The organism is Leptospira sanjuanensis (assembly GCF_022267375.1).
Taxonomy (GTDB): Bacteria; Spirochaetota; Leptospiria; order Leptospirales; family Leptospiraceae; genus Leptospira; species Leptospira sanjuanensis.
Genome location: NZ_JAIZBH010000001.1, coordinates 3,330,745 through 3,343,491, shown reverse-complemented (window position 1 = coordinate 3,343,491; position 12,747 = coordinate 3,330,745). Strand labels below are relative to the sequence as shown.

The following is a 12,747-nucleotide window of genomic DNA, read 5'->3' as shown; positions in this document are numbered from 1 at the left end:
CTTCCCGGTCCTGTCGATACTATAAGTAGATGGTAGTTCACCGAATCATACTCGTTTTTCTCTGTTTTACTTTTACCAGTACGGGGTTCCTCCAATCGGAAGAAAATCCGAAATTTAAAAAATTCATCAACTTCGATCATCAGGGAGAAGACGGGGCGCCCCTGCATACGGAGGATTTCCGGACTTATAGCGAACTTTCGACTTGGGCGATTCACAACGGAATGCAGTTGGAACGGGACCGACCGGATGTTGCTCCGGGAGCCGGGACGGGCAGACTTCAAGACGGTCTTTGCAGAATGATTCCGGAAGAAGGACTTCGTTTTTATCTCACCGCCGATCCCTCCCGCAACGAGCCTTTGTATATTCAAATGGACCTAACGCAGTTTACGTTTTCCGAAAGACCGAAAGGGGTGAAGCCGCGGGAGCTGGCGATTTATATGAACGGGATTTTAAAAACCACGGTTCGATTCCCGGGAAGTGAAACCTATTCATCCCAATTTCCGGTTCGGTTTCGGGTCGATCCGGGCGAGCTGATCGAAGGGAGAATGGATTTTCGATTGGTTCCGAACGCGGGGGAGATCGGTCGTTTCTGGGGAATCTGGGACGTGTTTTACTCTTATCGAGCGACCCAGTAACTCAGCAGAACGCTCTCTGTGGATCGCGTTCTAGGGAGAGATAGGCCTGTAGATAGCGGAGCGTAGTAATCGCAGCCTCTCAGCGAAGCTGAGAAATGAATAGGCCAATGTTCCGACAAGATCGCCATTTTTAGATTGTGAATATGAGATCTTTCTGATAAAGGGGAATTGGCCCGAACTTTCCCGCCTCCACACCACCACCGCCCAATTTTAGGGTGGGGCCGCTGTTTCACGGAAAAATTGTAGGAACTACAACAAAGTTCTTCGTTAGCATTCATTTCTGGAAAAGAATTTCGGCAAAAAAGAATAAACCAAAGGGAACACTTCCTTAAACGCAGCTCATACGGAACGATTTGCTGAGTTGTCCGTGTTCATTTGCTGCAACGCTCAGGGGTCGCGCTTTTATGAACCAAATTCGAATTACGGGAAGTTGGAAGCGAATTCCGCAGGGCTGATCGTCTTAAAGTAAGAAGTAAGACCGGCGACTTTGAAAACTTTTTCGATCGCAGGTTTCATGTTCGCGATAAAAAAAGAACCGTTCAAGTCTTGCACGTAGTTCAACTGCTTGATCAACATTCCGATTCCGGAAGAATCGATGTAGTTGAGTTTTTCAAGATTTACGACTACGTTTTTATTATCTTTGTTGATGTTGGATTCGAAGAAGGTTTTGAGATCGATTGAGGTATAGATATCGAGACTGCCCGAAAGACTCACTATGTTTGTTTCTCCCGACTTTCTATGATTGATTTCCATACCGATCCTTTCCTTCCCTTTTCCCAGAATTTGACGATAAGTTCAATCTATTTTTGATAAAATTATGGGGAAAATCCTGGAACCTCCGAAACTATTAAAGGACGGCGACTGGAAAAATCTACAATGAATGCCAAATTATTTTATTTCCTGATTTTGATTTCCGCCTTAGCCGGTATTTCGGGCCAAGAGTTCGAACCGGATGGTAAAGTGAAAATCCTACCTTATGAACAGGGACAAGTTAAGGACCTGGAGATACTCGGAAAGGATATCGCCGAGTTTCATAAGAGAATCGAGAGTCGACTAGCGTTCCTAAATCGAAGAAAACAGATCCAAGACAATCTTTACAGTCAGTTTATTCCCGCTTACGAAGATCAAATCCCTCAAAGTAGAAACCGTTACATGCTCGATCTTCGCTTCGTATTAAAAGTTTCCGGCGCGGGCGCGCAGAACGCACCCTTGAAGTTGGAATCGATCGTCTTCTGGAGCAGGAAATCATTAATTTCCAAAATGCGCAGTATCGACGAAGAAATCAGCATCTTGAAGAACGAAAAGGTGGGTTCGGACGGAACCAATCCGGATTCCATCGAATTGGTGATCCGTAAAAAAACGGACGCGGGTACGAAAGAAACATTGTATAATGTCACAACCATTCGAGAACCGGCACAACGGGTAAAACTTGTCCGGATTTATAGAACCAACCTATTGGAAATCATCCGTCGAATCGATAAGTATGTGGAAGGAAATATTAAAACGACAGCGGAAGACGTTGAAAAAACTCTGCGCGAAATCGAGAACGGGGGACCTTATCAGGAGAATCTTCCGAAGGATTAAAATACTTCCATGAATGATCCGGGACTTCAGAATCACTTTCCGGATCATTATAAAAATCTCGGACTTTCCCCTCTTGCCTCCGTCGAAAGGGTGAAGTCGCGTTATCGGGAATTGGCGAAAATCTTTCATCCCGATAACCGCGAAACCGGATCTTCCGATCTGTTTCAAAAATTCGCGGTTTCGTATCAAATCCTAACGCATCCGATCAAACGGAAAGAATACGATCTTCAATATCTTTCCAGACATCCCGAGATTCTTTTTAAGTTCAAGTCCTCGTTCGAAGGGAAGAATGACTCGAACGTTACGGCACAGATCCGGCAAATTCCGAGTTCGAGAATTTTATACGCGGGTCAAGCGGTCGAATTCGCAAAACGGGGACTTCTCCGCGCGGGAATGCGCAATAAGGAACGCAAAAAGTATTCCGGAATCCATTACGATATTAGAATTCTCTTAACTAACGAAGAACTCGATTCTCCCGTAGCCGCGAAGATCCCCTTGGTCGTGCGCGTTCTTTGTCCCGATTGCAGAGGCTCGAACGTGTTCTGCGATTCCTGCGGAGGAAAAGGAACGTATAAAAGTTTTCGAAATCTCAATCTGGAAGCGGAAGCCGGAAAACTTATACCCGGAAAAATCTACGAATTGGATTTATCCGGACTCAAACCGTCAGGATTCGTACATTTTAAGAAGAATCTTCTCAAAGTAAAAATTGAACTTATAGAAGGAGGGAAAAAATAGGTTCTATGCAGAAGGTGATCCGATTGAATCCGATCTATAAGGAAAGAATTTGGGGCGGTAGAAAGCTCGGAGATTTTCCCGGAAGAACGATTCCGGACGGGAACATCGGAGAATCCTGGGAAATTTCCGATTACGGGAACGACGTTTCCGAAATCGTCAACGGACCTCTTGCCGGAAAAAATTTCCGTACCGCGTACCGGGAAAACACAGATTCGATTCTTGGAAAACCGTTTCGCGGAAAACCGTTTCCTCTTTTAATCAAAATCATAGACGCCAAAGAAAAACTTTCCGTTCAAGTTCATCCCGACGATGCGTATGCCGAAAAATACGATCCGCAAAGCGCCGGAAAAAAAGAAGCCTGGACCGTATTACAAGCAGAACCCGGTTCCAAACTCGTATGCGGTTTTTTGAATGCGACCAGCAGGGAAGAATTCAAAACGCTCGTGGAGCAAAACCGCGCCGAAGAAGTTTTAAGACAGATCCCCGTAAAGGAAGGAGATTCCTTTCTGTTGAATCCGGGAAGAATTCACGCGATCGGCGCCGGAATTCTTCTGATGGAAGTGCAACAATCCTCCGATTCCACATACCGCGTTTACGATTACGGAAGACCGAGAGAGCTGCATCTTCAAAAGGCGCTGGACGTTTTGGATTATTCCGGTCCTTCCGAAGACGATATCATGAAACCCGCGCCGAAAAACTGGAGCGACGGCAAGCGGTTTCGTCTAACGGCAAACGATAAATTCCTCATGGAAACCCTCGAGGTTTCCGGGAACGGTAAAATATTCCAAATTCCGAATGTATATAAGGATTCCGTGTTCCAAATTTTGATCGTGTTGCAGGGAAAGGCGGAGGTCGAAGGAGAAATCCTTTCGCAGGGGGATACGCTTCTTCTCACCGCTTCCGGTTTGGAAGAGGGAATTCAGGCGGTCAATCGCAGCGAAACCCTGAAACTTTCCATCAGCGGACCCGGTTCGGATTGGGCCGCTTATAAAGATTAGAATTTTCGAATGGAACCCGAAGAAGAACCCATCGTCTGGATCAGCGAGGAAGAACTCGCGAAACAGAGAAGAATCGCCAAGGATTTGAAGCGAACTCCTTGGTGGAAAAAGAAAAAAGGCGCGGGCGTCTGCCACTATTGCGGTAAAAAGTTTCCGCCCGAAGAATTGACGATGGACCATCTCATTCCTCTTGCAAAAGGAGGAAAGTCCATCAAAGCCAATCTCGTTCCTGCATGCAAAGAATGTAATTTCGCCAAAAAGAATAAACTTCCGTTCGAGTTCGATTCCGAAGCGGGAACACAAGGCGACCAACGATGAGCGATCCGTTTTCCGAGGAAGAATCCAGAGATCACGAGGAACAAGGACGGGAAACCCTTCAGCTATTGGACGAGGATGGAAACCCGCATTCTTTTATCGTGGCGGAAGCGTTGGAGATCGACGAGAATCAATATCTTCTTTTGACTCCCGTGTTGGAAGAGGACTTAGATCTGGTCAATCTCGATGTACGTTCTTTGCACGGAGAAGAGGAAAACGGTTATTTTGCCGTCCGTCTCGAATCCGACGAGTTCGGCGAGGATTGTCTTGTGGAAGTCCGCGACAAGCGCGAACTCAAAGATATTCTTGCGGAGTTGAACGAGGATGCGGTTTAGAATCCCTATTCGATTCTCCATTTCTTGTTATTTTTATGAAACTTCTTTCTTCTTTCGTTTTGTCAGATAGTAAAACAAGGAATTGAACAACAACACTCCTACGATCGTAGGAAGGTAAATCGTACCCACGGAATTTTCCGCGTCGTTGACCGTGCTCCAAATTACTTTGGAAATCACCATCAGATTGGCAACAAGCGCTCCGTAAAAAAGGGAACGTTTCCAAAAAGCGACGCCTAACAGAGTGAATCCGATCGGATAGAATGACTTAAAAGTCCGTATCTCCCCGGGAAAACGAACTTTCTTCCTGATCGGGAGAAAGGGAAGAATGCGGAATCCGTTTGAGATCGAATCCTTTGCTGCCGAGAAAAAACAAAAAAGCAACGGTCAAGCCGATCGCCAAAATCATCAAAGAGAACGTATAATAAATCGCTAATGTGATAAAACACAGGAAGCCGAGTGCGATCGCGACCGCCGGAAGAATCGGATAGAAGGGAACTTGATAAGGTTTCTTTCGGTCCGGGTTTTTGATTCTCAAGACAAAAAAGGAAATCATGCTGATACAATACATTCCGCAGGCGCCGAACGCGGATAATGTGATCAATTCTCCCGTGTTTCCATATTGAAGGGCCAAAAGTCCGACCAGTCCGCCGACCACGATCGCGAAACTCGGCGCTTGAGTTTTTGGATTCAATCGGGCGAGAATTCTCGGTAAGAATCCTTCTTTGGCGAGCGCGTAGATCTGTCTCGAATATCCGAGTATGATTCCGAGCAAGGACGCGATCAATCCGAACAATCCGATTCCGGTAAACAAACGCGCGATCCAGGATGAAGATCCATAAAGATTTCCTAATGTGAACGAAAGCGGATAATCCAAAGTTGAGACCGAGTTCGTGGAAACGATTCCGGCTGTTCCGAATAAAACTCCGAACGCCAATAAGACCAAAGTGCCGATTCCGGAAAGATAACCGAGAGGAATGTCTTTTTCGGGATTTTTCACTTCTTCCGCGGCCATGGCGACGCCTTCCACCGCGAGAAAAAACCAGATCGCGTACGGCAACGCCGGAAACAGATTCCAAAAATTGAATGTAGAATTTGTTCCGATTTGTCCCCATCGAAAGTGGGGAACCGAAAACGCGAAGTAAAGCAGAAGTCCGAACACCGCCGTCAACGTTACGAACAATTCGAAACGCGCGGTTTGTTTGATTCCTAAGAGATTGATTCCGATCAAAAGTATGAAAAATCCGTTGGACGCGAGGTTCGCATCGACGACGGGAACTAAAAAGTGAAAGTAACCTCCTAAAGCCGAAGCGATCGCCGGCGGTGCCAATACGAATTCGACGAGAGTGAAAAAACCGGCGACCAATCCGCCTAACGGTCCTAAGGCGACATGCGCATATGCCGAAGGGCCGCCCGCGTGCGGGATCGATGTCGCGAGTTCGGTGAAACACAAGGAAAAGCAGGAATAAAAGATCGCGATCAAACCGACGGCCACGGCAAATTCCCAAAAGTTGGAATGGGCCCAGCCGAGATTCCATCCGAAGTAATCCCCGGAAATCACGAGACCGACCGAGATTCCCCAGAGATGAAACGGCCCGAGAACTTTTTGCAAGGAAGAAGGCATGGGGAAGAATCGATTCTTTCTTTTAAAAAAAGAAAAGAAGTTTTTAATCCGACTTGCGGAAAGTAAACGACGAAAACCGCGCTAAGGATGCGGAGCGCGCGAAGCGGTCTCCTCGAAAGAGGAGACCGAAGGCGATTGCCGTAGCGCGGAGCAAGCCTGGCCTGCGTTTGAATCAATTCGATCTAAGATTTATAATAAAACCGAGCAGGAGCGCCCGAAATGATTTGTCGGAGCAAACGTTGTAGGAACTCATACGAATCCCGGTTCAACGAACGGCTTTCGAAGAAACGTTAGGAGATCCTACATTTCGGAAACATAGTGTGTGATTGAGGCGAAATCCGTTGCCTCGAACCGAATCGAACTTCAACCGCCGATAAACGGGGTCATTCTTTCCATAAGAATCCGACGGTTGTCTCCGCTTTGCAGCGCGATGACTCCTCGGATGATCGCTTGTCTGCGATCCGATTGTTCTTTGGACCAAGACTTGATTCGGTTCGCGAGAGGGAAAAAGAGTAAATTCGCGAAAGCGATTCCGTAAAAGGTCGCGATAAACGCGGTCGCGATTCCTTCTCCGAGTGCGCGTGTTCCCGCACCCAAGTTTTCCAGAACTCCGACGAGGCCCATGACGGTTCCGATGATCCCGACCGTCGGAGAAAATCCTCCCGCGGTTTCCAAAATCTTTGCCGAGTTCGCTTCCTTGTCTTCCATCGCGAGCGCGGATTCGAAAAGAATCTCCTCGACCGCGCGCGGATCGGTTCCGTCCACGATCAGTTGAATTCCTCTTTGTAAGAACGGATCTTGAATCGACTTGAGATTGTCCTCGAGGGAAAGAAGTCCGTTCTTACGCGCACGTTCCGCGAAGTCCAAAAAGAGTTCTCCCAAAGGAAGTTTGCGTCGGGGAAATACGGATGTTTGCAGGTTTAAAATGAGATCCTTGATCTGTTCGAGGGAAAAGCTCGCAAAGGTCGCGCCCGCGGTTCCGCCGATGATGAGTAAAAGAGCGGAAACCTTAAAGAACGATAAGAAATGGGCGCCCTCCAAAAGAATCGCGATCAATACGGAAAAGAATGCGACGGAAAGGCCGACGAGCGTAGGATTCATTTCCGCAAGAGTTCCCACATTCCTGCCTTTTTACAAGAACATTCTGTCTCTTAACAAAGGCGCGGGCACATGGCCGGGCTTTGATTTTGTTGAAGTAAAGTGCGATTCATCCGTAGAGAGATGTTTTTTCGCCGCAGGAAAGCCCGACCACCAGGCTCTCAGCTCCGGTCCGTTCCTCCGGAACGGGACCCCGCTTCGATCCTTTGTGCGGGGTTCTTCCGAAAAGTCTTAAGTTTTTTGGAAGCATGGGAGTTCCCGCATTTGAGAGAACTTTAGTAAATCATGGAATGTTGAAGGAGTTCCCACAAATTTAAAGAACTCGGACGAGATTTGGGTTCAAAAGAGAATCCCAATTTCGTAAAGGAGAGAGGAAAAATCTAGAAACTGGGTGATTCGTATGAGTTCCCACATTTTCAAAATCTTAACATTTTATGGAATTTCCAAACCAATAGAGGAACTGCCGCGTGTTAGAAGAAAGTCACGGTCCCAGAGGAACGTCGAAGCTGTAGGAACTACCACAAAATCGGGATAAACGGACTACTATCTCAGTTGCGCTGAGAACTCAACGGAGACATTCCACTGCCTTTGGGTTATCTCGCTCTTTTGAATCGTTTGGTATGTACAAAAAAAGGGGACGGTGTAACTTTCGTCCCCCCGTCCGTTTCAAAATGAAAATTCGCAGTGGAGGAACACAACCAGGGAGGTTGTTGTCCATCCATGAAAAGTATCGGCCGTGGGAGTTCCTACATTAGTCTCTGCGGTAAAAAATACAGGGCCAATTTTAAAAACTAAAAATTTTATGCAGCGCAAAACCTTTGACTTTTAACCGGCAAAATTTTTCCTGGTCAGCATTATGCTGACCGTCGTAACTGTACTGTTTCTAGCCATCTATGGGATCGACATCGTCGCTCTCTTTTTTTTCGGGATTCATACCTACGTAATGGTATATCTCTATAAAAAGAATCATGCATATTGCGAATCCGATCCAGACAAGATTCTCGACGTAAACGACCCGAATCTTCCGGTAGTAACCGTTCAGCTTCCTATTTTCAACGAATTCTATGTTGTGGATCGTCTCCTCGAAACCACAGTCGCACTCAAATATCCTAAAGATAAGCTCGAAATCCAGCTCTTAGATGATTCCACGGACGAGACGGTCGAAAAGTCCAGAAAACTCATCGCTCACTATAAATCGCTCGGATTCGACATTCATCATCTCCACAGATCCGGAGCGGAACGCACAGGATACAAAGCGGGCGCCCTCGAAGCCGGAATGAAAGTGGCTCGCGGTCAGTACATCGCCATCTTCGACGCGGACTTCATGCCCGATCCGGACTTCTTAATCAAAACCGTTCCTTATTTCGAAGATCCGCAAATCGGGATGGTTCAGGTTCGTTGGGGACATGTAAACGCCGAATACAACGTTCTTACCAAGGCGCAATCCTTCGGGATCGACGGTCACTTTATGATCGAGCAGGTGGCAAGAAACGGTTCTCACCTTTGGATGAATTTCAACGGAACCGCGGGAATTTGGAAAAAAGAATGTATCATCGATTCCGGCGGATGGGAGCACGATACTCTTACCGAAGACTTCGATCTTTCTTATCGCGCCGAAATGAGAGGATGGAAGTTCCGTTATTTTAAGGATATCGTTTGCAAGGCGGAAATCCCTGCGATGATCTCCGCTTACAAGTCGCAACAATTCCGCTGGTGCAAGGGTTCCATCCAAACGGCGGTGAAACTTCTTCCTAGAATTCTCCGTGCGGATCTTCCTTGGAGAATCAAATCCGAGGCAATCGTTCACCTAATCAATTATTCCGTTCACCCTTTGATGGTGATCAACATCCTGTTCAGCGCTCCGTTGCTTTTGATGGACTACTGGTCCGGATTTAGCTTTTACGATCTTCCGATCGAAATCCTGATGGGAACCGCGGCGATTCTTTCCGTAGGCTCCGTCGGACCGATGATTTTCTACGCATATTCCCAGAAAACTCTCCATAAAGATTGGAAAAGAAGAATGGTGTATCTCCCGATTCTGATCATGATCGGAACCGGAATCGCAATCGTAAACACGAGAGCATGGCTCGAAGCAATTCTCGGAATCCAGTCTTCTTTCAAACGCACTCCGAAACTCAAAATTGAAAAGAGCACGGATGTTCTGAAAGAAAGATTGAAATATACCGTTCCTTTGGATTTCCACGTGGTTCTTGAGTTCCTGATGGGAATCTATTGCCTCGGAACCGTGGTTCTTTCCTTCGTTCTTGGAAAACCGCAAATCGTCGGATTCTTGGCAATCTACGCGATCGGATTCTTCTACGTAGGATATTTATCTCTCAAAGAAGCCCTCTGGAAACTCGGGGCTTCCAAACAAGAGTCCACGGAAGAACTTCCCGCTCAAGCCTAAGCCGACCGTCTAACTAGCGGGGTAAGAGAGAATCTCCTATCCTGCGGACAAAGACGAGGAGGCTTCTGCTTGACTCCGCACTTTTTTCTGAAAAATTGACAAAATACCGCTACTTTTATAGGAACCCCGATGAGTGAGAAAGTTTACTGCGCTAATTGCCTGCACTGCGTGACCGTAAGACAGTATGAATCCGAGGCAGATAAATACATTCTCCGCGTAAAATGTACCAAGAAAAAATGGTCCAAAAGATCCGGAGAAGAGAAGCTCTATAAATATTTCACCGTTGCTCGCCGTATGCAAGTAAACTGTGAATTCTATGAGCCGATGGGTGAAATTCTTCCTTATATCAAAAATCTTAAGAAAGAACTCCCAATCAAAGACGAAATCTACATGGTGAAAACTCTCACCTAAAGAGTTTTGAAGCCCTCCGCTTTTACTCTCAAGCCAGGATTGGTCCACGGTAAGTTTTCCCGTAAGACCGTCCTGGAAGAACCTTTTACATTATTTCCCGAACCGGGAGCCTTATATCTAAAAGAATTCCCCACGCGCGTACGCGCAGGCGAGCCGCTTCTCAGGCAATCCGTCGGAACACTTTTATCTCCCGTCGACGGGATCGCGAGTTTGATCCAAGGAGAACATTCGACTAAAATTCGGATCGTTCAGGACGGAAGTTTTCAGTTATCGGGCGAAACGCAGATCGATACGGCGCTGAAACTCGAACAGGCTCTTGAAAGAATGGACGAACTCGGACTTGTATCGCTCGATTTCGCCGATACGAAGTTGTCGACTCTGTTTCAAACGTTCCGCAGCTCCCTGATCGTTCTCTCGCCTTACACAAAAACGCAGTCCGTCGATTTTCGAAAGATCCTCGCCGAAGAATGCAAAGAATTGCATATTCAGTTTTTAGAATACTTGAAGGTTTGGTTTCCGGGCGCGAACGTGAAGGATTATATCCTTTCTCCGGTTCCGTTCCGCAAATACGAATATCCCGCGGGATTTCCCCAGTATTTCGTAAAAAAAGCGCTCTCGGAAAAGACATTCCAAAAAGAGAATATTCTTTATCTCGGACCGGAAACGCTCTATCATCTCTACCGCGCCTTGTTCAAAAAGATTCCCTTTATCGAAAGACATATCAGCATCTATTACGTGGGAAAAAACGGAGGACTCAAAAAGGAAGAATCTCCGATCAAGTTTCGGGACGGACAAAGCCTCAGCTTTCTGCTTCTCGAAAAGAAGAAGGAATATCCGAACTTTACGTTTAATTCCTTTTTCGACGGAGGAGAATTCCATTCTTCTTCCGAGGAATATTTTCTCGATATCTACAAACAACATTCCATCATTTTCGTAGCCGGAAAGATCCGCAATCAGAAGGAACTTCCCTGCACCGAATGCGGAGAATGTACTTACAATTGTCCGCTCGAATGCAATCCGATTTCCCTCGTGACCGGTCAGGGACAATTCTTTTCGAACGCCTGTATTTCATGCGGGATCTGCACGTTTCTTTGCCCTTCGGGAATTTCTCTTCGCGATAAGATTCGAGACGCAAAAAACGGAAAGAGGGAAACACAGAATGTCTGATTATCTCCTCGTGACCAAAACCGGTTTTTTCCGTAAGTCCGATCCTTTTTTCCCGGATCTCCTCGTCGGAATCCTGTCCCTTGCGGGAATCGTTTTATTCGGAACGGTTCCATTATGGATTTGTTATGCGATCGTTTTTGCGACTTGTTTCGTTTATCAATTTACGATTGTTAAACGACCTGTTTATCCTTTGAAGTGGATCGTTCATACTGGAATTTTCGTTCTTCTATTGCCGATTCATCCGGGAACCGTGATCTGGGGAATTCTTGCCGGAATCGCGGGAGTCTTTTTATATTCTCCGTTGGAAAATCGTCTGCGGATTCAAGTTCCTCTTTCTCTCATTCAACTTTTGCTTTTTTTGGTTTTGTATCTTTTCTTGCCGGCGATCGATCTTTTTAGCGGACTTGCGGGAAAACCGAGTTTGTCGTTTCGGGACGAATCCATCTCCGATCTTTACAGCGTTCTTTCCTTTTCGCAGGAAGGATATTCTCCTTGGAGGTTTTCTTCTCTGGAAACGATGGGAACGTTTTCGATTCTTTTTTTAATTCCCGTGTTTTTAAAAAGACCGCAGGCCTTTCTGATTCCGTTGATTTTCGGAGTCGGATTGATTTTAGGAACGGGAAGTCTTGCGCAGGAATATTCTTCCGTGCTTTTGTCGACTTGGGTTTCGTTTTCGATTCTGTTCGCAGCTCCGGGAAGAAATTTACACACCGCTTGGGTATATTCTTTGATCGGGGTTTTGGCGACGGGAATTCTTTTTTATGTCATCCAAGTCTTAGTCGGCTTTTATCTGCCGCTTTTCAGCTTTTCCGTTTTCTATTTTTTCATTGAAGCCAGTTTGATTCGTATATTTCTGGGAAGCAGAGTCGATAATTTCGGGCAATTAGAGTAATTCGAATTTGTGGTTAGAATGATGATCTCGTATCGTAACAAACGCGGACAAAAAAAAGAAATCCGAACGGAGTCAGGGGCTCTCGTATGAATCAACTATTGACTCTTCTCCATCCCGAAACCGTCATATTCAATCTTGAATCCGGAACCAAGGAAGAAGTTATTTCCAAACTTCTTCAGAAAGCGGTCGATACGCATCAGATCGATTCCGAAAATAAGGAAGAGATTTTGGAATCCCTTCTCGCACGCGAGAAGTCCATGTCGACCGGGATCGGAAGCGGCGTTGCGATTCCTCATTGTTCGGTCAATCTCGTCGACGAACTCAAGTGTGTGATGGGACTCAATCCGCAGGGAATCGATTTCGATTCCATCGATCATCAACCGGTTCACATCTTCATTCTTCTCATCGTTCCTAAAACCAAGTTTCAAGAACATATCAAAACCCTCGCACAAATCGCAAAGGCGTTAAACGTAAAAGAAGACAGAGAAAAATTGATTCGTTCCGGATCCTTCGAGGAAATCCAAAAAGCTTTTTCTCGGAACGTTTAAT

At 46.2% G+C, this 12,747-nt stretch carries 14 protein-coding genes; 11 read left to right on the top strand and 3 right to left on the bottom strand.

Annotation, left to right across the window (positions count from 1 at the left end; genetic code table 11):
- Window positions 1-29 precede the first annotated feature (29 nt).
- A complete protein-coding gene (locus LFX17_RS15110; protein WP_238730944.1) occupies window positions 30-635 on the top strand; it encodes an LIC10729 family protein in 606 nt (201 codons plus the stop codon).
- A 420-nt stretch (window positions 636-1,055) separates the two neighbouring features.
- On the opposite strand, the gene LFX17_RS15105 is transcribed toward LFX17_RS15110, so the two are convergent.
- The gene (locus LFX17_RS15105; RefSeq protein ID WP_238730943.1) at window positions 1,056-1,388 is read right to left on the bottom strand and encodes an STAS domain-containing protein; all 333 of its coding nucleotides are present in this window, start codon (window positions 1,386-1,388) and stop codon (window positions 1,056-1,058) included.
- A gap of 123 nt (window positions 1,389-1,511) precedes the next feature.
- Here LFX17_RS15105 and LFX17_RS15100 point away from each other — a divergent pair, with 123 nt between their 5' ends.
- Genes LFX17_RS15100 through LFX17_RS15080 form a run of 5 tightly spaced genes read left to right on the top strand, consistent with a single transcriptional unit; the run spans window position 1,512 to window position 4,602 of the window.
- Window positions 1,512-2,219, top strand: a complete 708-nt coding sequence (locus tag LFX17_RS15100) for an LIC_12936 family protein (RefSeq protein WP_238747231.1) — start codon at window positions 1,512-1,514, stop codon at window positions 2,217-2,219.
- A 9-nt stretch (window positions 2,220-2,228) separates the two neighbouring features.
- On the top strand, window positions 2,229-2,954 hold the full coding sequence (locus tag LFX17_RS15095; protein WP_238747230.1) for a J domain-containing protein: 726 nt from the start codon (window positions 2,229-2,231) through the stop codon (window positions 2,952-2,954).
- Window positions 2,955-2,959: 5 nt separating this feature from the next.
- Window positions 2,960-3,952, top strand: a complete 993-nt coding sequence (locus LFX17_RS15090; RefSeq protein WP_238747229.1) for a type I phosphomannose isomerase catalytic subunit — start codon at window positions 2,960-2,962, stop codon at window positions 3,950-3,952.
- A gap of 9 nt (window positions 3,953-3,961) precedes the next feature.
- Window positions 3,962-4,270 carry an HNH endonuclease gene (locus LFX17_RS15085; protein ID WP_238747228.1) on the top strand — a complete coding sequence of 103 codons (309 nt, stop codon included), beginning with the start codon at window positions 3,962-3,964 and terminating at the stop codon, window positions 4,268-4,270.
- Window positions 4,267-4,602 (top strand): DUF1292 domain-containing protein, encoded by a 336-nt coding sequence (locus LFX17_RS15080; RefSeq protein WP_238730938.1) that lies wholly within the window; start codon window positions 4,267-4,269, stop codon window positions 4,600-4,602. Before LFX17_RS15085 ends, LFX17_RS15080 begins: the two co-directional genes overlap by 4 nt.
- Before the next feature lie 265 nt (window positions 4,603-4,867).
- Here LFX17_RS15080 and eat read toward each other — a convergent pair whose 3' ends face one another.
- Both eat and LFX17_RS15070 read right to left on the bottom strand, forming a co-directional pair.
- Window positions 4,868-6,223, bottom strand: coding sequence for an ethanolamine permease (gene eat, locus LFX17_RS15075; RefSeq protein WP_238747227.1), 1,356 nt, complete (start codon window positions 6,221-6,223; stop codon window positions 4,868-4,870).
- Between the two features lie 363 nt (window positions 6,224-6,586).
- Window positions 6,587-7,324, bottom strand: a complete 738-nt coding sequence (locus LFX17_RS15070; protein ID WP_118955202.1) for a motility protein A — start codon at window positions 7,322-7,324, stop codon at window positions 6,587-6,589.
- A gap of 853 nt (window positions 7,325-8,177) precedes the next feature.
- Between LFX17_RS15070 and LFX17_RS15065 the strand changes: the two genes are divergently transcribed.
- The 5 genes from LFX17_RS15065 to LFX17_RS15045 all read left to right on the top strand — a co-directional run bounded on the left by LFX17_RS15065 (window position 8,178) and on the right by LFX17_RS15045 (window position 12,746).
- On the top strand, window positions 8,178-9,728 hold the full coding sequence (locus LFX17_RS15065; RefSeq protein WP_238730936.1) for a cellulose synthase family protein: 1,551 nt from the start codon (window positions 8,178-8,180) through the stop codon (window positions 9,726-9,728).
- 129 nt (window positions 9,729-9,857) lie between these two features.
- Window positions 9,858-10,139, top strand: a complete 282-nt coding sequence (locus LFX17_RS15060) for a hypothetical protein (RefSeq protein ID WP_004459036.1) — start codon at window positions 9,858-9,860, stop codon at window positions 10,137-10,139.
- Window positions 10,140-10,145: 6 nt separating this feature from the next.
- Window positions 10,146-11,306, top strand: coding sequence for an oxidoreductase (locus LFX17_RS15055; RefSeq protein WP_238730935.1), 1,161 nt, complete (start codon window positions 10,146-10,148; stop codon window positions 11,304-11,306).
- Complete coding sequence (locus tag LFX17_RS15050) at window positions 11,299-12,198, top strand: hypothetical protein (protein ID WP_238730934.1); 900 nt, start codon at window positions 11,299-11,301, stop codon at window positions 12,196-12,198. The genes LFX17_RS15055 and LFX17_RS15050 overlap by 8 nt, the downstream gene beginning before the upstream one ends.
- A gap of 86 nt (window positions 12,199-12,284) precedes the next feature.
- A complete protein-coding gene (locus tag LFX17_RS15045; protein ID WP_118955106.1) occupies window positions 12,285-12,746 on the top strand; it encodes a PTS sugar transporter subunit IIA in 462 nt (153 codons plus the stop codon).
- Window position 12,747 lies beyond the last annotated feature (1 nt).

Coding starts and splice junctions, on each gene's coding strand:
- LFX17_RS15060 (WP_004459036.1), top strand. CDS start 9,858: ATGAGTGAGAAAGTTTACTGCGCTAATTGCCTGCACTGCGTGACCGTA.
- LFX17_RS15090 (WP_238747229.1), top strand. CDS start 2,960: ATGCAGAAGGTGATCCGATTGAATCCGATCTATAAGGAAAGAATTTGG.
- eat (WP_238747227.1), bottom strand. CDS start 6,223: ATGCCTTCTTCCTTGCAAAAAGTTCTCGGGCCGTTTCATCTCTGGGGA.
- LFX17_RS15105 (WP_238730943.1), bottom strand. CDS start 1,388: ATGGAAATCAATCATAGAAAGTCGGGAGAAACAAACATAGTGAGTCTT.
- LFX17_RS15065 (WP_238730936.1), top strand. CDS start 8,178: ATGCTGACCGTCGTAACTGTACTGTTTCTAGCCATCTATGGGATCGAC.
- LFX17_RS15110 (WP_238730944.1), top strand. CDS start 30: ATGGTAGTTCACCGAATCATACTCGTTTTTCTCTGTTTTACTTTTACC.
- LFX17_RS15100 (WP_238747231.1), top strand. CDS start 1,512: ATGAATGCCAAATTATTTTATTTCCTGATTTTGATTTCCGCCTTAGCC.
- LFX17_RS15080 (WP_238730938.1), top strand. CDS start 4,267: ATGAGCGATCCGTTTTCCGAGGAAGAATCCAGAGATCACGAGGAACAA.
- LFX17_RS15095 (WP_238747230.1), top strand. CDS start 2,229: ATGAATGATCCGGGACTTCAGAATCACTTTCCGGATCATTATAAAAAT.
- LFX17_RS15070 (WP_118955202.1), bottom strand. CDS start 7,324: ATGAATCCTACGCTCGTCGGCCTTTCCGTCGCATTCTTTTCCGTATTG.
- LFX17_RS15045 (WP_118955106.1), top strand. CDS start 12,285: ATGAATCAACTATTGACTCTTCTCCATCCCGAAACCGTCATATTCAAT.
- LFX17_RS15050 (WP_238730934.1), top strand. CDS start 11,299: ATGTCTGATTATCTCCTCGTGACCAAAACCGGTTTTTTCCGTAAGTCC.
- LFX17_RS15085 (WP_238747228.1), top strand. CDS start 3,962: ATGGAACCCGAAGAAGAACCCATCGTCTGGATCAGCGAGGAAGAACTC.